The organism is Streptomyces flaveolus (genome assembly GCF_000716535.1).
Lineage (GTDB): Bacteria > Actinomycetota > Actinomycetes > Streptomycetales > Streptomycetaceae > Streptomyces > Streptomyces flaveolus_A.
On the sequence record NZ_JNWV01000018.1, the window covers coordinates 56,654 to 76,585 of the forward strand.

18 protein-coding genes, 1 tRNA gene and 2 pseudogenes are annotated in these 19,932 nt (G+C 72.1%); 12 read left to right on the forward strand and 9 right to left on the reverse strand.

The features are described from left to right. Nucleotides 1-48: 48 nt before the first annotated feature. The 3 genes from OO52_RS20265 to OO52_RS20275 all read left to right on the forward strand — a co-directional run bounded on the left by OO52_RS20265 (nt 49) and on the right by OO52_RS20275 (nt 3,691). Nucleotides 49-1,236: a thiolase family protein gene (locus tag OO52_RS20265; protein ID WP_030646885.1), complete on the forward strand. Its 1,188-nt coding sequence runs from the start codon at nt 49-51 to the stop codon at nt 1,234-1,236. A gap of 84 nt (nt 1,237-1,320) precedes the next feature. Continuing rightward, the gene (locus OO52_RS20270; RefSeq protein ID WP_030646887.1) at nt 1,321-2,832 is read left to right on the forward strand and encodes a long-chain-fatty-acid--CoA ligase; all 1,512 of its coding nucleotides are present in this window, start codon (nt 1,321-1,323) and stop codon (nt 2,830-2,832) included. A gap of 85 nt (nt 2,833-2,917) precedes the next feature. Continuing rightward, the gene (locus OO52_RS20275) at nt 2,918-3,691 is read left to right on the forward strand and encodes a sulfite exporter TauE/SafE family protein (RefSeq protein ID WP_030646889.1); all 774 of its coding nucleotides are present in this window, start codon (nt 2,918-2,920) and stop codon (nt 3,689-3,691) included. Here the strand turns inward: OO52_RS20275 and OO52_RS20280 are convergent. Further along, nucleotides 3,680-4,459: an HAD-IIA family hydrolase gene (locus OO52_RS20280; protein ID WP_030646891.1), complete on the reverse strand. Its 780-nt coding sequence runs from the start codon at nt 4,457-4,459 to the stop codon at nt 3,680-3,682. The genes OO52_RS20275 and OO52_RS20280 overlap by 12 nt on opposite strands. A gap of 69 nt (nt 4,460-4,528) precedes the next feature. On the opposite strand from OO52_RS20280, the gene OO52_RS20285 reads away from it, so the two are divergent. After that, nucleotides 4,529-5,275 (forward strand): cobalt-precorrin-6A reductase, encoded by a 747-nt coding sequence (locus OO52_RS20285; RefSeq protein ID WP_030646893.1) that lies wholly within the window; start codon nt 4,529-4,531, stop codon nt 5,273-5,275. On the opposite strand, the gene OO52_RS20290 is transcribed toward OO52_RS20285, so the two are convergent. The 3 genes from OO52_RS20290 to OO52_RS20300 all read right to left on the reverse strand — a co-directional run bounded on the left by OO52_RS20290 (nt 5,262) and on the right by OO52_RS20300 (nt 7,363). After that, nucleotides 5,262-5,756, reverse strand: a complete 495-nt coding sequence (locus OO52_RS20290) for a hypothetical protein (RefSeq protein WP_030646895.1) — start codon at nt 5,754-5,756, stop codon at nt 5,262-5,264. The two genes, OO52_RS20285 and OO52_RS20290, sit on opposite strands and share 14 nt — an antisense overlap. Before the next feature lie 108 nt (nt 5,757-5,864). Continuing rightward, nucleotides 5,865-6,677 carry a precorrin-6A synthase (deacetylating) gene (gene cobF / locus OO52_RS20295; protein WP_030646897.1) on the reverse strand — a complete coding sequence of 271 codons (813 nt, stop codon included), beginning with the start codon at nt 6,675-6,677 and terminating at the stop codon, nt 5,865-5,867. Between the two features lie 179 nt (nt 6,678-6,856). Continuing rightward, nucleotides 6,857-7,363, reverse strand: a complete 507-nt coding sequence (locus tag OO52_RS20300; RefSeq protein ID WP_030646899.1) for a DUF309 domain-containing protein — start codon at nt 7,361-7,363, stop codon at nt 6,857-6,859. A 104-nt stretch (nt 7,364-7,467) separates the two neighbouring features. Here OO52_RS20300 and OO52_RS20305 point away from each other — a divergent pair. Further along, nucleotides 7,468-7,541: transfer RNA gene (locus OO52_RS20305), tRNA-Pro, on the forward strand. Nucleotides 7,542-7,551: 10 nt separating this feature from the next. Here the strand turns inward: OO52_RS20305 and OO52_RS20310 are convergent. Continuing rightward, nucleotides 7,552-8,490, reverse strand: coding sequence for a helix-turn-helix transcriptional regulator (locus OO52_RS20310; RefSeq protein WP_051818590.1), 939 nt, complete (start codon nt 8,488-8,490; stop codon nt 7,552-7,554). 267 nt (nt 8,491-8,757) lie between these two features. Between OO52_RS20310 and OO52_RS20315 the strand changes: the two genes are divergently transcribed. The 5 genes and pseudogenes from OO52_RS20315 to OO52_RS20330 all read left to right on the forward strand — a co-directional run bounded on the left by OO52_RS20315 (nt 8,758) and on the right by OO52_RS20330 (nt 13,669). Next, nucleotides 8,758-9,774: a zinc-dependent alcohol dehydrogenase family protein gene (locus OO52_RS20315; protein WP_030646903.1), complete on the forward strand. Its 1,017-nt coding sequence runs from the start codon at nt 8,758-8,760 to the stop codon at nt 9,772-9,774. 107 nt (nt 9,775-9,881) lie between these two features. Then, nucleotides 9,882-10,292: a (R)-mandelonitrile lyase gene (locus OO52_RS20320; protein WP_030646905.1), complete on the forward strand. Its 411-nt coding sequence runs from the start codon at nt 9,882-9,884 to the stop codon at nt 10,290-10,292. Nucleotides 10,293-10,348: 56 nt separating this feature from the next. Further along, nucleotides 10,349-10,495 (forward strand): annotated as a pseudogene (locus tag OO52_RS49785) (alcohol dehydrogenase); the annotation flags it as partial. Nucleotides 10,496-11,343: 848 nt separating this feature from the next. Beyond that, the gene (locus OO52_RS20325) at nt 11,344-12,615 is read left to right on the forward strand and encodes a multidrug effflux MFS transporter (RefSeq protein ID WP_196942789.1); all 1,272 of its coding nucleotides are present in this window, start codon (nt 11,344-11,346) and stop codon (nt 12,613-12,615) included. Nucleotides 12,616-12,679: 64 nt separating this feature from the next. Continuing rightward, nucleotides 12,680-13,669: an aldo/keto reductase gene (locus tag OO52_RS20330; RefSeq protein ID WP_030646909.1), complete on the forward strand. Its 990-nt coding sequence runs from the start codon at nt 12,680-12,682 to the stop codon at nt 13,667-13,669. Nucleotides 13,670-13,826: 157 nt separating this feature from the next. On the opposite strand, the gene OO52_RS51595 is transcribed toward OO52_RS20330, so the two are convergent. The 3 genes and pseudogenes from OO52_RS51595 to OO52_RS20340 all read right to left on the reverse strand — a co-directional run bounded on the left by OO52_RS51595 (nt 13,827) and on the right by OO52_RS20340 (nt 15,654). Further along, on the reverse strand, nt 13,827-13,991 hold the full coding sequence (locus tag OO52_RS51595; RefSeq protein WP_167347928.1) for a hypothetical protein: 165 nt from the start codon (nt 13,989-13,991) through the stop codon (nt 13,827-13,829). 218 nt (nt 13,992-14,209) lie between these two features. Continuing rightward, a pseudogene (locus OO52_RS20335) lies at nt 14,210-14,890 on the reverse strand (polysaccharide deacetylase family protein); the annotation flags it as partial. Nucleotides 14,891-14,958: 68 nt separating this feature from the next. Then, nucleotides 14,959-15,654 (reverse strand): glycoside hydrolase family 11 protein, encoded by a 696-nt coding sequence (locus OO52_RS20340; RefSeq protein ID WP_030646912.1) that lies wholly within the window; start codon nt 15,652-15,654, stop codon nt 14,959-14,961. A gap of 310 nt (nt 15,655-15,964) precedes the next feature. Here OO52_RS20340 and OO52_RS20345 point away from each other — a divergent pair, with 310 nt between their 5' ends. Then, nucleotides 15,965-17,059 carry an endo-1,4-beta-xylanase gene (locus tag OO52_RS20345; RefSeq protein WP_030646914.1) on the forward strand — a complete coding sequence of 365 codons (1,095 nt, stop codon included), beginning with the start codon at nt 15,965-15,967 and terminating at the stop codon, nt 17,057-17,059. Between the two features lie 406 nt (nt 17,060-17,465). Here OO52_RS20345 and OO52_RS20350 read toward each other — a convergent pair whose 3' ends face one another. Further along, the gene (locus OO52_RS20350; protein WP_030646915.1) at nt 17,466-18,488 is read right to left on the reverse strand and encodes a LacI family DNA-binding transcriptional regulator; all 1,023 of its coding nucleotides are present in this window, start codon (nt 18,486-18,488) and stop codon (nt 17,466-17,468) included. Nucleotides 18,489-18,621: 133 nt separating this feature from the next. On the opposite strand from OO52_RS20350, the gene OO52_RS20355 reads away from it, so the two are divergent. After that, entirely contained in the window at nt 18,622-19,926 is a 1,305-nt protein-coding gene (locus OO52_RS20355; RefSeq protein WP_030646916.1) for an ABC transporter substrate-binding protein, read from the forward strand. Nucleotides 19,927-19,932: the final 6 nt, after the last annotated feature.

The following is a 19,932-nucleotide window of genomic DNA, read 5'->3' on the forward strand; positions in this document are numbered from 1 at the left end:
CGCGAGGTCCGTGCTGATCCACAGCGTCGTAGGTCAGGAGTCCCAGCCGTGCGTCCCGTCCACTTCGCGGCCGCCCGCCGCACCCCCATCGGCAAGCTGCGCGGAGCCCTCTCCCCGGTCCGCCCCGACGATCTGGCCGCGACCGTGATCCGCCACCTGGTGGCCGACGTGCCCGCGCTCGACCCCGCCCGGATCGACGACGTCTACTGGGGCGCCGCCAACCAGGCCGGCGAGGACAACCGCAACGTCGCCCGCATGGCCGCCCTGCTCGCCGGACTGCCCGACTCCGTGCCCGGCGCCACCGTCAACCGGCTGTGCGCCTCCGGACTCGAAGCGGTCACCACCGCCGCCCGGACCATCGCCGCCGGCGAGGCCGACATCGTGATCGCCGGCGGCTCCGAATCCATGAGCCGCGCCCCCTTCGTCCTGCCCCGCCCCGACGAGGCCCTGCCCCAGCGCATCGAGACCTACGACACCCGGCTCGGCTGGCGGCTGGTCAACCCCGCCATGAAGGAACTGCACGGCCTGCTCTCCATGGGCGAGACCGCCGAGGAGGTCGCCGAGCGGTACGACGTCTCCCGCGAGCGTCAGGACGAGTTCGCCCTGCGCAGCCACCAACTCGCCGCCGCCGCGCGCAAGAACGGCCACTTCAACGACGAACTCCTGCCCGTCGAGCGCCCCGACGGCATCGTGGTCGAGCAGGACGAGTGCGTCCGCGAGGACACCTCGCTGGAGAAGCTCTCCCGGCTGAAGCCGGTCTTCCGCGCGAACGGCACCGTCACGGCCGGCAACGCCTCGCCGATGAACGACGGCGCGGCCGGCCTGCTCCTGGTCAGCGAGGAGGCCCTGAACGAACTGGGGCTGGAGTCCCTCGGACGCTACACCGCGGGCGCCTCCGCCGGCGTCCACCCGGACGTGATGGGCCTCGGCCCGGTCCCCGCCACCCGCAAGGCGCTGGCCCGGGCCGGCTGGGAGATCGGCGACATCCAGGAGGCCGAGTTCAACGAGGCGTTCGCCGCGCAGGCACTCGCGTGCGTCGACCAGCTGGGCATCGACCCCGACCTGGTCAACCCCACCGGCGGCGCCATCGCCCTCGGCCACCCCCTCGGCTGCTCCGGCGCCCGCATCCTCACCACCCTGCTGCACCGGATGCGCCGCACGGGCGCGGAGCGGGGGCTCGCGACGATGTGCGTGGGGGTGGGCCAGGGGAGCGCGGTCCTGGTCGAGAGGCCCTAGGGGCTGTCTGACGCTTCCCCAACGCAGGCTCCCCGCAAGGGGATCCGGTACACGAGCCGCAGCAAGGAAACGGAGCAGCACTCCATGGCCACCCTGTCCGTCGCCGCCATCCTCGCCGAGAACGCCCGGCGCCGCCCCGGCAGGACCGCCCTCGTCGAAGGCGACCTGCGGCTCACCTTCGCCGACGCGTGGCAGCGCGCTCTGGCCCAGGCGGGAGCGCTCACCGCTCTCGGCGTACGGCCCGGCGACCGGGTCGCCCTCATGGCGCCCAACACCGCCGAGTTCCCGGTGGCGTACTACGCGATCGCCGCGGCGGGCGGGGTCGTCGTCCCCGTGCACCTGCTGCTCTCGGCCGGGGAGGTCGAGCACGTGCTGCGCGACAGCGGGGCCACCCTGCTGCTGGTCCACCCGGCCCAGGCGGAGACCGGCACGGCCGCCGCACACGCCACGGGCGTCCGAGCGGTCACCCTCGGCACGGAGTTCGAGAAGCTCGCGGCCGACGCCGAACCCCTCCCGTCGTACGTCACCCGGGCCGCCGACGACCCCGCGGTGATCTTCTACACCAGCGGCACGACCGGTGTCCCCAAGGGGGCCCTCCTCAGCCACTTCAACCTGGTGATGAACGCGACCGTCAACGCCTTCGACGCCAACGACATCCGCGCCGACGACATCGCCCTCGGCGCGCTGCCGCTGTTCCACGCCTTCGGCCAGACCGTGTCGCTCAACTCCACCTGGCGGGCCGGCGCCACGCTCGTGCTGCTGCCCCGCTTCGACGCGGCCCGCGCGATCGACCTGATGGTGCGCAAGGGCGTGAACACCTTCCACGGCGTGCCCACCATGTTCGTCGCCCTCGCGGCGGCCGCCGGGGAAGCGGAGCGGCTCCCGGTGCTGCGCGTGTGCGTCTCCGGCGGGGCCTCGCTCCCGGTGGCCGTCCTGGAGCGGTTCGAGGCCGCGTTCGGCGCGAAGATCCACGAGGGGTACGGGCTGTCGGAGACCTCGCCGACCGCCACCGTCAACCAGCCGGTGTTCGGCACGAAGGCCGGCACCATCGGCCACCCGCTGTGGGGCATCGACGTGGAGATCGCCCGTGCCGAGGTGGAGGGCCGGATCGAACTGCTGCCGCCCGGTGAGGTGGGCGAGGTCGTCATCCGCGGCCACAACGTCTTCTCCGGCTACCTCGGCCGCCCCGAGGCCACCGCCGAGGCCCTGGTGGACGGCTGGTTCCGCACCGGCGATCTCGGCACCAAGGACGACGAGGGGTTCCTGCGGATCGTCGACCGGAAGAAGGACGTCATCATCCGCGGCGGCTACAACGTCTACCCGAGGGAGGTCGAGGAGGTCTTGACCCGCCACCCGGAGGTCGCCCAGGTCGCCGTCATCGGCCTGCCCGACGACCTGCACGGCGAGGAGGTGTGCGCGGTCGTCGTCCCCGCGCCGGGGACCGCGCCGGACGCCGCCGCGCTCATCGAGTGGTCCAAGGAGCACCTGGGCAGGCACAAGTACCCCCGGCGGGTGGACCTCGCGGACGCGCTGCCGCTCGGGCCCAGCATGAAGGTCCTCAAGCGGGAGCTGCGGGCGCGGTACACGGGCCGTTAGGCGGTACGCCCGCCGTTGCCCCGGGACCGACCGGCGAGACGCTCCTTACGCCGGACCCATGCATGTGCATAGCATCGGTTCCTCCATGAACACGATGACGCTCTGGCACATGTCCGGCTGGGGGTTCGCGGCGCTCGCCTTCGCGGCCCTGCTCGTCGGCTTCTCCAAGACGGCCGTCAGCGGGGCCAACACGGTCAGTCTCGCGATCTTCGCGGCGGTCCTGCCCGCCCGCGCCTCCACCGGCGTCCTGCTGCCCGTCCTGATCGCCGGGGACGTGCTCGCCGTCCTCACCTACCGGCGGCACGCGCACTGGCCCACGCTGTGGCGGCTGTTCCCGGCGGTGGCGGCGGGGGTGGTGGCCGGCACGCTGTTCCTGGTGTGGGCCGACGACGGCATCGTACGGACCTCGATCGGCGCGATCCTGCTGCTGATGGCCGGGGTGACGCTGTGGCGGCGTCGGACGGCCGGCACCCCGGAGGAGCCGGACGGGGTCGGCAGCCCCGCGGGCCGCGTCAAGGCCCGCTCGTACGGCGTGCTCGGCGGGTTCACGACGATGGTCGCCAACGCCGGCGGGCCGGTGATGTCGATGTACCTGCTGTCCGCAGGTTTCCGCAAGCTCGGCTTCCTGGGCACCTCCGCGTTCTTCTTCCTCATCGTGAACGTCTCGAAGGTGCCGTTCAGCGCGGGTCTGGGACTGATCGACGGGCACTCGCTGCTCCTCGACGCCGCGCTCGCGGTGTTCGTGGTGCCCGGCGCGTTGTTCGGCAAGTGGGCTGTGAACCGGATCAACCAGCGACTCTTCGAACAACTCGTCATCGCGGCGACGATCGTGGGCGGCCTGCAACTGCTACTCCGCTAGCCCCAGCAGCGCCGGGGCGTCCGCGAAGGAGTCCAGGACGTGATCGGGGGTGCCGCTCGCGTTCTCGTGCGTCTCCGGCTGGTACTTGCCCGTCTTCACCAGCACCCCGGTCAGCCCGGCCCGCTGCGCCGCCAGCACGTCCGACTCGATGTCGTCCCCGATCATCAGCGCACGCTCCGCGTCCACTCCCAGCCGGGCGAGCGCCGCCGCGAAGAACGCCGGGGACGGCTTGCCCGTGACCTCCGCCTCCACGCGCGCCGCCCGCTCCAGCCCCAGCACGAACGCCCCCGAGTCCAGCCGCAACCCGGCGTCGGTGCGCCAGTACAGGTTGCGGTGCATGGCGACCAGCCGCGCGCCCCGCTGCAACTCGCCGAACGCCCGGTCGAGCGCCGCGTAGTCGAACTCCGGCCCGGCGCCGCCGACCACGACCACGTCGGCACCCTCCTCGACCAGCGTGACGTCGCCCAGATCCGCCGCGATGTCCCCGCTGTTGAGCAGCAGACACCGGGCGCCCGGATGGTGCTCGGCCAGATGGGCGGCCGTGACGGCGGGCGCGGTCAGCACGTCCTGCGCGCCCACCTCGAAACCGGCCTCCGACAGCGTGTCGGCGATCGACGCCCGGGTCCGGGAGGTCGTGTTCGTCACCAGGGCCACGCCGAGCCCGGCCGCGCGGATGCCGCGCAGCGCCTCCACCGCACCGGGCAGCGGCTTCCAGGACACGGTGAGGACCCCGTCGATGTCGATCAGGACGGCACGCACGGACGCCAAGGACTCCATGGCCCGACGGTAGCGACCCGGGCGGCGGACCGGCCCGCACGACCTCGTACGCTCACCCCTATGCCCGCGCACGTCCTGATCCTCGGCGGCACCACCGAGGCCCGTCGCCTCGCCGCCGACCTCGCCGCCCGGCCCGGGGTGCGGGTCACCACCTCGCTCGCCGGCCGGGTCACCCGGCCCGGGGCGCTGCCCGGCGAGGTGCGGACCGGCGGCTTCGGCGGACCGGAGGGCCTCGCCGACTGGCTGCGCGCGCACCGGGTGGACGCCCTGGTGGACGCCACCCACCCCTTCGCCGCGTCGATCACGGACCACGCGGCCCGCGCGGCGCGGGCCACGGGCGTCCCCGCCGTCGTCCTGCGCCGCCCCGGCTGGCGGCCGGGCCCCGGCGACCGATGGCACGACGTCCCGTCCCTGGCCGCGGCCGCCGAGGCCCTGCCCGGCCTCGGCCGCCGGGTGTTCCTCACCACCGGCCGCCTCGGCCTCGCGGCCTTCGCGCACCTCACCGGCCTGCGCTTCCTCGTCCGCTCCGTCGACCCGCCCGAGCCCCCGCTGCCCCCGGGCACCACCGTCGTCCTGGCCCGGGGCCCCTTCACGGTCACCGGTGAGACGGAACTCCTGCGCGCCCACCGCATCGACGTCCTGGTCACCAAGGACAGCGGCGGCGACGCGACGGCGGCGAAGCTGACGGCGGCACGCGAGCTGGGTCTCCCCGTGGTCCTCGTACGCCGCCCCGCCCTGCCGGCCGGCGTGACCGCCGTACCCGACGTGGCGGGCGCCCTGGAACGGCTGGGCTTCAGCCCGGCCTGACGGCGGCGGCCCTCAGCCGATCGATCGCGCGCAGCACCTCGTCCCGGTTCTTGGCGCTCTTCATCCAGGAGGGGAGACGGGCGACCAGGGTCATCTTCCGGCCGGTGTCGTGCCAAGGGGCGCGTTCCCGCAGACCAGCCGCGACATAGCGCCGGATGAGGTCCAGATGCCGCAGGTCGTACGCCCACTCCCGGCCGTGCCGGGTCTCGCGCTGCAGCCACAGCCGGGCACGGAAGCACGGATCCCGCGCGGGTCCCGCCGAGCCCGAATCGAGGACCACGGACCGGCCGGCCCAGGTGCGGGACAGACCACAGGAACGGCAGACCAGGCACCGGGGTGCGAAGATCCACCGCTCCTCGGCCTCCGGCCGCCGCCGTACACGGGCCACGCCGTCGCAGCGGGGGCAGTGCACCAGCACCGAGTCGAGGAAGTCGTACTTGGTGCTGCGCGGATCGCGGAAGCGGAGGGGCGGGGCGGACATTCCCCGAGTATCACGACGTCCGGCCCCGGCCCGCACCTGATTTAGGGTCCCTGCTCCGCTCCATCGCCCGGCCGAGGTGCCGGCCCCCGCCTCCCCGAGCCCGGTACGTCAGTCCCGCTCGTCCCGCGACGGGTGCCGGCGCAGCAGATACGTGTCCATGATCCAGCCCTTGCGTTCCCGTGCCTCGGCCCGCACGCGCTCGATGCGCGGACCGGCCTCGGCGATCGGGCCGGAGACGAGGATCTCGTCCGGCGTGCCTATGTAGGCACCCCAGAAGATGTCCATGTCCTCCTCGGTGTACCGCCGGAAGGCCTGGTGCGCGTCGAGCATCACGACCACGTCGTCGACCCCCTCCGGGAAACCCTCGGCCAGCCGTCGCCCGGTGGTGATCTGCACCGGCCGGGCGACCCGGTTCAGCCCCGTGCGATGCCGGGCGACCAGTGCGGAGACACTGCTGATGCCGGGCACCACGTCGTACGTGAACTCCACCGCGCCCCGCTCCAGCACCTCCTCCAGGATGCCCAGCGTGCTGTCGTACAGCGCCGGGTCCCCCCAGACCAGGAAGGCTCCCGTGCCGTCCCCGTCCAGCTCCTCGGCGATCAGCCGCTCGTAGATCCCGGCGCGGGCGCTGCGCCAGTCCCCGACGGCCGGGGAGTAGGCCGACCCGCCCGCCGTGCGGTCCCGCTCCGGATCACGGGCCTCCACCACCCGGTACGACCCCTCGGGCAGATGCGCGTCCAGCATGTCCCGGCGGAGCTGGGTGAGATCGCTCTTCACCTCGCCCTTGTCGAGCAGGAAGAACACGTCCGTGCTCCGCAGCGCCTTGACCGCCTGGAGGGTCAGCTGGTCCGGGTCGCCCGCGCCGATACCGATGACATGAATCTTTCGCACGCCCCGAGTCTGCCGCATCCCCCTGACCATGCGTCCACCGCCTCCGCACAGACTGCGACGGCGGCCCGGTCAGGGCGGACAGGGGACGTTGCGCGACTGCCGTACCCCGTGCCGGGCAGGAGCCGGGGCGGGGTCATCCGGGGGTGCATCGGTCACGGTCCGCCTCGGCTTCCGCGTCGATCGGTGCCGGATCACCCAGGGGTGTGGAGTCACGGTCCCAGGCGTGGTGCCTCGGTTTCCGCGTCGATCGGTGCCGAGCCGTTCTCCACCCGTTCCGCCAGTTCCCGGGCCCAGCGGGTGAGGCCCGGGATGTCCAGTCCGTACGGGCGGTCCTCGCCCCGTTCGGTCGCCCACTCCTCGACCGCGCCGGCGCCCCGCCGCAGCAGTCGCGCCCCGCCGACGCCGTTGCCGCGGGCGGCGTGGGTGAGGCCCACCGCGAGCTGGGCCAGGCCCCGCCACAGCGCGCGCTCGTCCTCCGGGCCCGACTTCCAGGCGTCCTCGAACACCTCGTGCGCGTGGAACGGCCGCCCCGAGGCCAGCAGTGCCCGCGCCTCGGCGACCGTCTCCCGCGGCGTCCGCAGGACCCCCTCCGGCTGCCGGGGGACGCCCTCGGCGCCGTACGGCAGCGGGCGTCCCAGCCCGTCCCGGGGCCGCGCGTTCCGCGCCCGTCCGGTCACGTCCCGGTCCCTGGCATCCGATGCGCCCGCGTTCGTCATACCGTCGATTGTCCCCCGCACCGCCGGGCCTTCTTCGGCACACCCCCGGGCGTGGGGTAAAGTGCTGTCCGCACGATCACGCGGGGCACCGCGCGTGAGTGCGACGGGACGTGGCGCAGCTTGGTAGCGCACTTGACTGGGGGTCAAGGGGTCGCAGGTTCAAATCCTGTCGTCCCGACTTGTGGAAGTCACAGGTCAGGGCCGGTTTCGGAGGCATCCGCAACCGGCCCTGACCCGTGTGTGGAGACCAGTCGGGGAGCCTGGCCGGCGTTTTCGGTGGCCGCCAGGGAGGCGAGCAGACGCAGCCCCTCCTCCGAGGGGGAGCCGGGTTCGGCGGTGTAGATGGTCATGCTGAGTCCGGGTTCGGCGGCGAGGTCCAGGGACTCGTAGGCGAGGGTGAGGTCGCCGACGGCCGGGTGGCGGAACCGCTTCGTGCCGGTGCCGTGGCGGCGGACGTCGTGGGCGCCCCAGCGGGTGCGGAAGTCCTTGCTGCGGGTGGACAGCTCCCCGATGAGGTCGTGCAGGTCCTTGTCGTGCGGATCGCGGCCGGCCTCGCGGCGCAGGATGGCCACGGCCATGTCCGCGAACCGCTCCCAGTCGGGGTAGAACCGGCGGGAGGCCGGGTCGAGGAAGTTGAAGCGGGCCAGGTTCGCCTGGTTGTCGGGGTTGGCGAACAGGTCGGTGTAGAAGGCACGGGCGAGCGGGTTGGCGGCCAGGACGTCCATCCGGCCGTTGCCGACGATCGCGGGCCCCGCCGTGACCGCGTCGAGCGTCCACTGCAGACTGCGGTGCGGCGTCCACTGCCGGGAGGTGGTGCGGCGCCGGGGCCGGGTGAGGGCGGCGGAGCCGTCGGCGGCCTGGGCCAGGTGCAGCAGGTGGGCGCGTTCGGCGTCGTCCAGGAGCAGGGCGCGGGCGACGGCCTCGAGGACGGCCGGGGAGGCGCCGGCCAGATTGCCCCGTTCGAGTTTCGCGTAGTACTCCACGCTCATGTCGGCCAGCGCGGCGACCTCGCTCCTGCGCAGCCCGGGCACGCGCCGCCGGGAACCGGCAGGCAGGCCCGCCCGCTCCGGTGTGATCTTCGCTCGCCGCGAGGTCAGGAACTCGCGGACCTCCTCACGGTTGTCCATACCTCCGACCGTACGACCTGCACGCCGCGGGAGGGATGTACCGGCAGTACACCTCTCGCTGGTGACTCGCTGGCGACCTCGACAAGCGGTTACCTGGAGCTGAGGCACTCCCCGGGCGGCGCCGCCGCCCCGAGGGACACCCGGCCGGGCAGCGCGCGGAGGACAACGGCGCCTGCACGCGTCCCCGGTTCGTGCCCGCACACGGCTACGGCGGCCCGCGAGCCGCCCCAGGCCCCGCACCTCCAACGAACGTAAGGACTTCCCCCCATGCGCGGAGCAGTGATCCACGCCCCCGGCGACGTGCGCTTCGAAACCCTGGACGACCCCAAGATCCTCGAGCCGACGGATGCCGTCATCCGTACGGCCGTCACCTGTGTGTGCGGCTCCGATCTGTGGCCCTGGCGCGGCCTGGACGCGACCGACGAGGCGCACCCCATGGGGCACGAGTACGTCGGCTTCGTCGAGGCGGTCGGCAGCGAGGTCACCGCGGTCAGGCCCGGCCAGTTCGTCGTCGGCTCGTTCGCGACCTCGGACAACACCTGCGCCAACTGCCGCAACGGATGGCAGTCCAACTGCCTGAACCGCGAGTTCATGAGCACCTGCCAGGCCGATTACGTGCGCATCCCCAACGCCCAGGGCACCCTGGTCGCCACCGGCGAGGTGCCGGACGAGGAGTTCTGGCCCGGCCTGCTGGCCGTCTCCGACGTCATGGGCACCGGCTGGTACGCCGCCGAGGCCGCCGGGGTCGGGCCCGGTTCCACCGCCGTGGTCGTCGGTGACGGCGCGGTCGGCCTGTGCGCGGTGATCGCGGCGAAGGAGATGGGCGCCGAGCGGATCATCGCCATGAGCCGCCACGAGTCCCGCCAGAAGCTGGCCCGGGAGTTCGGCGCCACCGACATCGTCACCGAGCGCGGCGAGGACGGCGTCGCCCGGATCAAGGAGATGACCGGCGGCATCGGCGCGGACTCGGTCCTGGAGTGCGTCGGCACCGCCCAGGCCATGCGGCAGGCCCTGCAGTCGGCCCGGCCCGGCGGCAACGTCGGCTTCGTGGGCGTCCCCCACGAGGTGGCGATCGACGGCCAGGAACTGTTCTTCTCCCACGTCGGACTGCGCGGCGGGCCCGCCCCCGTACGCCGCTACCTGCCCGACCTTATCGACCGGGTCCTGTCGGGCCGGATCGACCCGGGCAAGGTCTTCGACCTCACCCTGCCCCTGGAGCAGGTCGCCGAGGGCTACAAGGCCATGGACGAGCGCCGCGCCATCAAGGCACTCCTCAAGCCCTGACCCCACCCCCCGGCACGTCCGGGACACGCCGTCGCCCTCGCGCTCCCGGCAGCGCGAGGCCCGGCCGCGCCCACCGGCCCAGGACCCCCCAACAGAAGGAAACGGACTTGCAGATCACCCGAAGCTCCATCGACACCGTCAAGGGCCCCGCCGACTGGTTCACCGGCGACGTCTACATCGACGCCGTCGCCGCCGCGCCCGACCCGTCCCGGGTCACCGCCAACCTGGTGCACTTCATGCCCGGCGCGCGCACCCACTGGCACCGCCACCCGCTCGGCCAGACCGTCTTCGTCACCGAAGGCGCCGGTCTGTGCCAGCGCCGTGGCGGACCGATCGAGGTCATCCGGCCCGGCGACCGGGTGCTGTTCGAGGCCGACGAGGAGCACTGGCACGGCGCCGCGCCGAACCGGCTGATGGTCCACCTCGCCATCAACGAGAGCGACGCCGACCACGACGTCGTGCACTGGATGACCCCCGTCACCGACGAGGAGTACGCCGCCGCCCCGGCCACCGACTGACACCCGACCCGCACCGGCGCCCTGAACGAGGAACGCCTGCGATCTCGGCCTGCCTGACCCAGGAGATGCTCGGCTTCTGCGCCGAGCACGGCATCGGCGCTGAGGTCGAGGTGATCTCCGCCGACCGGATCGACGAAGCCTACGAGCGCGTCCTGGCCTCGGACGTCCGCCACCGCTTCGTCATCGACACCCCCCTCGCCTGACCCGCGGCCAGGTACGGCGAGCGGGCCGCATGCCCTCTCGCCCCTGGCGCGGGCGCGGGGGCACCGGCATTCCGGGCAGATCCGTCTCCGCGACCGCCTGCCGCCCGACCCTCCGCACCCGCGCCGTCGATTCCCGGCCGGCCCCGGCGCGCCCGGAAAGCGCAGGCCGACGCGGGTTCCCGGCCGGCGCCGCAGACCGCACCCGGCGGACCAGCGGCCGTGCCGGGGGGAGCGGTGGACCACGTCCGGGTACGGGACCCCGGCGCGGTACGGCCGCGCGGGACGCGGGACGGGTGCCGTACCCGGAAGTCCCGCCCGGCGTCGTATGGGACTCGTGGCGCGGTGCAGGGCCCGGTGGGACGCCTTCGCACCGTATGGGTCGCGTGGTCGGGGGCTGTATCCGGATGCGTGAAGCGGTGCAGGACCCGGCGGGACGCCCTCGGCGCCGTATGTGCCGTCTGGGCGAAGGTGCCGTACCCGGCGGGCGCCCTTCGCACCGTATGGGCCGCCTGGCGAAGGAGCCGTACCCGGCGGGGGCCCTCCGCGTCTTACAGGCCGCCTGCCGAAGGTGCCGCACCCGGCGGGACGCCCCCGGCACCGTACGGGACGCGGCGGGACCCTACCCGGACGTCCGGCGACCCCCGCGCCATGCCGGCCGCGCGGCGTCCTGGTGCGCCCACGCGGCCCGACACCCCCGGCCCCGACGTCAGGCATGCACCGCCGGTACACCCCTCCACAGAGACTCCCTGACTGTCGCGGAACCCGGTTGTGTGGGAAGCGGTCACCTTCCCGCGATGCCGAGAGGCCGCCGGAGACCCCCTCCCCCCACCCCGTTCGATTGGAGCCGTGTGAGCACCCCCGTGATCCCGAGCGCGCCGCGTGAGCGGACGGCCGGCCGTGCGCTGGCCGCCGTCCTCGCGCTGCTGACCGTCTTCGGGCCGATCTCGATGGACCTCTACCTGCCGGTGCTGCCCGCGCTGACCCGTGAGCTGCACGCGTCGACATCGGCCGCGCAGCTCACGGTCACCGCCTGTCTGCTCGGCCTGGCGTTCGGCCAGGTGGTCGCCGGGCCGCTGTCGGACCGGTTCGGCCGGCGCCGCCCCATGCTGGCCGGCGCCGTCGCCTACATCGCCACCTCGGTGCTGTGCGCGCTGAGCCCCAGCGTCGAGTCCCTGGTCGCCGCCCGCTTCGTGCAGGGCCTGGCCGGCGCGGTGGGCATCGTGATCGCCCAGGCCGCCGGTCGTGACCTCTACTCCGGCGGCAAGCTGGTCCGGTACTACGGCCGCCTGACCGTGATCGGCGGACTGGCCGCGATCATCGGCCCGGTCGCCGGCGGCCAGCTCGCCGCCTTCACCGACTGGCGCGGCATCTTCCTCTTCCTCGGCCTGCTCGGCGCGGTGATCCTCCTCGCGTGCCTGACCGTCTTCCGCGAGACCCTGCCGCCGCGGGAGCGCACCGGCGGAGGGTTGGCCCAGAGCGGGCGCGACTTCCGCCGGCTGCTGTCCGACCGGCTCTTCCTCGGCGCCGTCCTGATCACCGGCTTCGTCAACGCCGCCCTGTTCGCCTACCTCAGCGGCGCCACCTACGTCCTGCAAGGCGTCTACGGTCTCTCACCGCAGGGCTACTCCTTCGCGTTCGGGCTGAACTCCGCCGGCTTCATGGTGTTCGGCTTCGTCGCCGGACGGCTGTCGGAGCGGTGGTCCGAGAAGGGCACCCTCGTCCTGGGCCTGGCCATGACCCTGCTCGGCGCAGCCGGGCTGCTCGTCACCGCGGCGCTGCACCTGCCGCTGGCCGCGATGGTGCTCTCCCTGCTCACCATGGTCAGCGGCGTGGCCGCCACCACCCCGCCCTCCACCTCGCTCGCCCTCGCGCACTACCCGGGGATCGCCGGCACCGCCTCCTCGCTGCTCGGCATGGCCCGCTTCGCGTTCGGCGGGCTGGCCGCCCCGCTCGTCGGACTCGGCGGCGCGGGCACCGCCCTCCCGCTCGGCCTGGTCACCCTCGCCTGCGCCGCGCTCGCCGTGATCGTCCACGCCCTCGCCGTCCGCCCCCACACCCGGACGGCGCGGCACACCGTCGCCGCCGGGCGGCCCGTCGACCGGGTGACGGCCACCTCCTGACCCGCCCCTCACGCGCGGTACCGGTACGGGTCCCGGCCGCGCCGCCAAGGAAAGGACACAGAGCATGCGGTACGCGCACCTGGGACGCAGCGGACTGAAGGTCAGCCGTCTCGCGCTGGGCACGATGAACTTCGGGGACGTCACGGACGAGGCCGAGAGCTTCAGGATCCTGGACGCCGCGCTGGAGGCCGGCATCAACCTGATCGACACCGCCGACGTCTACGGCGGGCCCCAGTCGCCCGACATGGAACAGGGCTACGGACTGTCCGAGGAGATCATCGGCCGCTGGCTCGCCCAGGGCGGCGGCCGCCGGGAGCGGATCGTGCTGGCGACCAAGGTGTACCAGCCGATGGGGACCGGCCCCAACGACAAGTACCTGTCCGCCTACAAGATCCGCAAGGCTGCCGAGGACAGCCTGCGGCGCCTCAGGACCGACCACATCGACCTCTACCAGATGCACCACGTCGACCGGTCCACACCGTGGGAGGAGATCTGGCAGGCGATGGAGCAGCTGGTGCGCGAGGGCAAGGTGACCTACGTCGGCAGCAGCAACTTCGCCGGCTGGCAGATCGCGACCGCGCAGAACGCCGCCGCGTCCCGCCACTTCCTCGGCCTGGTCTCCGAGCAGAGCCTGTACAACCTGACCGCCCGCACCATCGAACTCGAGGTCATTCCGGCGCTGCGCCACTACGGCATCGGTCTCATCCCGTGGAGCCCCCTGGGCGGTGGACTGCTCGGGGGCGTGCTGAGGAAGATCGAAGGCGGCCGCCGCATGACGCCGCAGACGCGGAAGACCGTCGAGCGGCACCGGCCCCGGCTGGAGGCGTACGAGGCGCTGTGCGACGAGATCGGCGAACAGCCCGCCGACGTGGCCCTGGCCTGGCTCCTGCACAACCCCGTCCTCACCGCCACGATCGTCGGCCCCCGCACCGCGGAGCAGCTCGCCGGCAGCCGGCGCGCCCTGGACGTCACCCTGTCCGAGGACACGCTCCGCAGACTGGACGACATCTGGCCCGGCCCCGGAGGAAAGGCCCCCGAGGCGTACGCCTGGTGACCGGGCACCGGATGTCCCACCGCACCGCTTCGCCGGGTCGCGGACGACTCGGAGAGCGTCGAGCGCGGTCAGCGGGGCCGCGACTTCGCGGCCGCCTACGTCGCGAAGCCGGAGACGGAGGGAGTGGTCCGCGCCCGGGGCCGGCAGACCTGTTTCGCTACTCTCCCTCGTGCCTCGGGCGCACGAGGTGGTGTGCGATGTGAGTCGGGGGCCCGGCGAGGTCGTCGGTCTCGGGTAGCGGGAACAGGACCTCTTCGAGTGCCGGTGTGATGAAGAGAAACGCGATCACGAGGACGGGCACGAGCAGGGCAATCAGGATCACAGCACCTCCCGTAGGTCGGTCTGTGGCACCTGGTTGGGCCGCTCCCAGCATGCGCCCGAACGGCGTAACGCGCATGTCGTCCCACCGAGGGGCTACGACGTGCGGTTTCTCGCCAGGACCCGGGTCTCGCGGACGTGGACGCCCTTGCGTGAGCACATGGATCGGGGCGGCTCCGGTGGTGTCCGGAGCCGCCCCTCACCCGTTCCCGCCCGAGGTCAGGGGGCCACGGCGCGGCCGGTCTGCGGGGATATGCGGCCGGCGCACAGGCCCTTGCCCGCCAGCGTCTGGGCGATGCGCGGGATGGCCGCCAGGGTGTTGGCCGGCCACTCGTGCATGAGGATGATCTGGCCGTTGGTCAGCCGGGACACCGCCTGCACGATCGCGTCGGTGCTCGCGCCGTTCCAGTCCTGCGAGTCGACGTCCCAGATGATCTGCCGCAGGCCGTACTTGGCCTCCACCGCCTGGACGGTGGCGTTGGTCTCGCCGTACGGCGGGCGGAACAGTTGCGGCGTCCCGCCACCGGCGGCGGCGATGGCCTGCTGGGTGCGGGAGATCTCGGAGTCGATCTGGGCCTGGCTCTGCTGGGTGAGGTGGGGATGGGTGTAGCTGTGGTTGCCGATCCACATCCCGGCGTTGGCCTCGGCCCGGACCTGGGCCGGGTAGGCGGCCGCGAACTGGCCCTCGTTGAACATCGTGGCCCGCAGGCCGTTCTGCCTGAGGGCGTTGAGCAGGGCCGGTGTGTGGTCGTTGGACGGGCCGTCGTCGAAGGTGAGCCCGACGTACCCGGAACAGGCGGCGGCGTGCGCCGGGGCGGCGTCGGTGACGGCGGTGACCGTGCCGGCCACGGCGGTCGCCGCGAGGGCCAGTCCGGTCAGCAGGGGGCGGGGTGCGGCACGCATGCGGGTGGGGCCTCCTCGGGTGGGCGGCGTGGCCGCCGTGGGGGGTCGGTGGGACGGAGGGGGGAGGGTCAGCCGCTCACCGTGAGGTTGGAGGAGCCGCTGCTCTGGTAGCCCTCGGTGGCGAGGATCATGTAGTAGCTGAAGCTGCCCAGCCGCATGCCGTAGCGGGCCCAGGCGTCGAAGTGGTTGCCGGTGGTGATGGTGCCGCCGGTCCGCTTGGACTGCCGGACGCTCCAGTACTGGTTGAAGGTCTTGGTGCCTTCCACGGAGGGGGCGTTGTACCGCGTCGTCTGGTAGACGTCGTACGTGCCGCCATCGCTGGTGACCGTGCCCTTGTACGTCCCGGTGGGCCGGTACGTGCCCCAGTTGTCGACGATGTAGTACTCGACGAGCGGGTTCGAGGTCCATCCGTACAGCGCCAGGTAGCCGTTGCCGGACGGGTAGAAGCTGCCCGAGTACTGCACGTTCCTGCGTCCGCCGTTGCTCCAGCCCTTTCCGGCGACGAAGTTCCCGCAGTTCGTCCACGAGGTGCTGTAGTTGCCGCCGGAGTTCAGGGTCATCGAGACCGACCCGCCGCCGTCGGTCCAGAAGGAGTAGTAGAACCCGTTGTTGGTGCCGGTCTGGTTGGTGGTGATGACCGTGGCGGCGTGGGCGGTGTCGGGCAGCAGCAGTCCCGACGCGGACGTGGCCAGCGCGAGTGCGCCGGCACGGTTGATGAAGCCCCTGCGGCTCATCGGGCGGGAGAGGGCGTGCTCCATGTCCATGGTTCCTCCTGGATGAGGTGGGTTGTCATGTTCGCGCCATACGCCAGGCCGGGCCGTCCCCGCGGGAGGGAGGGCTCGATTGCTGGAGAGTATGGGGCGGGTTCGAAAGGGCGGTCAATGCGTCTGTTTCCGAAACTTCATCGAAACTAGACGGGAATGAGTTGGGTGTATGCCCGAAAGTTTCGGAAGCCCCTCCGCGATTGGCTGAAACGACTGTCGACACGATGGTTGACGCGGAAATGGCGTCTGTTTAGCGTGACGCAACGCTCGTCAGGTAACTCGAAACTTTCGATTCTTCACAGGAGTGCCCGTGAACGTGTCACGCTCCCTCGCGGCCGCCGCGTCGGCCTGCTGCCTGGCCCTGCTTCCCCTGGCCGCCGCGAGCCCCGCGAGCGCCTCCGGCGGCACCGCCGTACCGGACCGGTCGCTGCGGCAGCTCGCCGCCGACGACCACCTCCGCGTCGGCACCGCGGTCGACATGTCCGCGCTCGCCGACGACGCCGCCTACCGCCGGTTCGCGGGCTCCGAGTTCTCCACCGTCACCCCGGAGAACGTGATGAAGTGGGAGGCGATCGAGCCCCGTCAAGGGGAGTACGACTACGCGGCCGCCGACCGCCTGGTCGACTTCGCGCGCCGGCACGGACAGAAGGTGCGCGGCCATGTCCTCGTCTGGCACAACCAGTTGCCGTCCTGGCTCACCGCCGGCGACTTCAGCGCCGACCAGCTCCGCGAGATCCTGCACCGGCACATCACCGACACCGTCCGGCACTTCAAGGGCAGGGTCTGGCAATGGGACGTGGTGAACGAGGCGTTCAACGAGGACGGCACCCTGCGCGACAGCATCTGGCTGCGCGAGCTCGGTCCCGGTTACATCGCCGACGCCTTCCGCTGGGCCCACGAGGCCGACCCGCACGCCCTGCTGTTCTACAACGACTACAACACCGAGTGGACGGGCCCGAAGAGCGACGCCGTCCACGACCTGGTCAGCCGCCTGCGCGCGGAGGGCGTTCCCATCGACGGCGTCGGCTTCCAGGGACACCTCGGCATCCAGTACGGCCTGCCCACCGACATGGCGGCCAACTTTGCCCGCTTCGACAAGCTCGGCCTGGCCACCGCCGTGACGGAGGCGGACGTGCGCATGCCGCTGCCGGCCGACGCGGGCAAGCTCGCCACGCAGGCCGAGGGCTACCGCCGGCTGCTCGACGCCTGCCTGCGCGCCCGCCACTGCATCTCGTTCACCGTCTGGGGCTTCACCGACAAGTACTCCTGGGTCCCCGGCACGTTCTCCGGCGAGGGCGCCGCGAACCTGTACGACGAGGACTACCGCCCGAAGCCGGCGTACCGCGCGCTGCAGTCGGAACTGGCGGGCCGGGGGCGCCGAGTAGCGGGGGCTCTCCGCGGGTGACCGGCCGGCCGGCCGGTCCGTGCGTCTGCGCCCGGTACGGCGGACGACGTGCCCTTGGTCGTGCCCGGTGCCCGGCACCCATGTTCGCAGCGAGCCGGGCCGCTCGTGCGCCGGCACCACAGGGGCATGCCGTGTCCGCGCCGTGCGCGCCGAGGGGACACCGCCCGCCCCCTCGACGGCCGCCGGGGGCACTTCACCGGACGGGGCGGACCGGCCTCCTCGGCTACGTTCGCGGACCTCTCGCTTCCGCGAACGTGCGCGAGCAGCAGGGCGGCGACCGGGCCGCCTAGGGGAGTGGGACCGGGAGGCGCTGGTCGCTTCGTGAGGTTTCGTCCGCCCTCAGGCCGAGGGGGAGAGGCCGGCCGGCTGACGAACTCGCACACGCCACCGCCGCACCCGGTGCGTCTCAAACCCCCGCAGGCGGTGCCGTGCTCTGGCGTATCACCAGGTGCGTGGCCAGTTCGATGCGCAGGGCGGCCTTCTTGGTGTCCTTCGGCCGCAGCAGCATCCGGGCCGCCTCCTCGGCCATGCGCTGGAGCGGTTGCTGCACGGTGGTCAGCGGCGGGCTCGACCAGCGGGCCGGCGGCACGTCGTCGTAGCCCACCACCGACAGGTCCCCGGGCACGCTCAGACCGAGGACCCTGGCCGCCTCCAGGACGCCCAGCGCCTGCAGGTCGCTCCCGGCGAAGATCGCGGTGGGCCGGTCGGGCCGCCGCAGCAGGTCCATGGCGTGTTCGAAGCCGCCCTGGACGTGGAAGTCGCCGAACCGCACCAGTCCGGGGTCCGGTTCATGACCGGCCATCGCCATCGCGGAGCGGTATCCGTCCAGCCGGGCCAGTGAGCACATCAGGTCCTCGGGGCCGGTGATGATGGCGACGCGCTCGTGGCCCTGGTCGGTGAGATGGCGGGTGGCGGCGACGCCTCCGGCCCAGTTGGCCGAGCCGACGGACGGGACGTCGGGGTCGGGATCGCCCGCCGGGTCCACGATGACGAACGGAATGGCCCGGGACCGCAGTTGGCGCTTCACGTCCTCCGGCACCGTGGAGAAGACCAGCAGCACCCCGAGGGGCCGGCGGCGCAGCACGCCCCCGATCCACTCGGGCCCGGGAGCCTGCCGGGTGCCGCTCTCGGTGAGCGCGACGGTGGCGTCGTTCTGCTTGGCGACGTTCTCCACCCCGCGGATGAGCTCCATCGCCCAGACGCTCTCCAGCTCGTGGAAGACGATCTCGATGAGTGGGGCCTGCGGCTGTCCGGGGGTGCGCCGGCGGTAGCCGTGGGCCTCCAGCAGGCGTTCGACCTTGGCGCGGGTCGCGGGGGACACATCCGAACGACCGTTGAGGACCTTCGAAACTGTCGGCAGCGAGACGCCGGCCTCTCGCGCCACGGCTGCCAAGGTGACTCTCTGACCGACCTGGGCTTCTTCGGGCATGGCGGCAGCATAGGCCACTGGGCCGGATAACGGTTTGGCCGCGTAGGTGCACGACCGTTGACCATTTCTTCTCCCCCCTCCTACTGTCCAGCGCATGACTTTCGGGTCTAGAGCCGAAACTTTCGGAAGGCGGATGATCATGCGTACACGGATGCCCCGGGTGCTCGCCTGCGGTGCGACGCTCGCGCTGGCGGCGAGTCTCGCCGCTTGCGGGAACGGCAGCGGCGGGGGTTCCTCGAACGACGGCAAGATCCATGTGCTGGTGTACGGGGACGCCAGCAACAAGGTGGAGAAGCAGATCGTCGACACGTTCAACAAGACGTCGAAGGTCAAGGCCGTCCTCGACACCATCCCCGGTGCCGACTACCAGCAGAAGCTGCAGACGATCATCAACACGCCCCAGGCGCCGGACATCTTCTTCAACTGGGGCGGCGGCAGCATCCAGCCGTTCGTCAAGGCCGGGCTGCTGATGCCGCTGGACGACTTCGTCAAGAAGGACCCGAACCTCGACGACAAGTTCCTGCCGAGCGTCTACAACAGCGCGGTGGTCGACGGAAAGCCGTACGGCATCCCCATGCGCGGCACGCAGCCGGTGCTGCTGTTCAGCAACAAGAACGTCCTCGACAAGGCGGACGTGAAGCAGCCCCAGACCTGGGACCAGCTGATCGACGCCGTCAAGAAGCTCAAGTCCTCCGGCGTCACCCCCATCGCCCTCGGCGGCGGCGACCAGTGGCCGACCCTGATGTGGTTCGAGTACGTCTACGACCGCGTGGCCGGCCCGGAGCTGTTCCAGAAGGCCCTGGGCGGCGACAAGGACGCCTGGGCGAGCGCGGACAGCAAGAAGGCGCTCGGCATGCTGAAGGAGCTGGTCGACACCGGCGCCTTCGGCAAGAACTACGACTCGGTGAAGTACACCAACGGCGCCTCTCCCGCGCTGGTGGCCCAGGGCAAGGCCGGCTTCGAGCTGATGGGGTCCTGGTACTACGCGCAGCAGCAGCAGGACGCGAAGGACTTCGCCGCCAAGGGCCTGGGCTACGGCACGTTCCCGACGATCCCCGGCGGCAAGGGTGACCCGACCGACGTCGTCGGCAACACCAACAACTTCTACTCGGTGCTGAAGAAGACCAAGCACCCCGAGGCCGTCGCCGACTTCCTGAAGCTCATGTACTCCGACGAGTTCGTCAAGGCCCAGATGGCCATCGGCAACCTGCCCACCACCACCAACACCCAGAAGTTCCTGGACACCTCCGCCAGCCCCGAGTACTCCCGCTTCCAGTACGACCTCGTCGCCAAGGCCAAGTCCTTCCAGCTCTCCTGGGACCAGGCCTTCCCGCCTGCGGCCATGACGCCGATCCACCAGGCCGTCCAGCAGTTCTTCAACGGACAGCTCGACGCGGACGGCTTCATCAAGGCCATGCAGGCCCTCCCGACCGAATGAACCGCT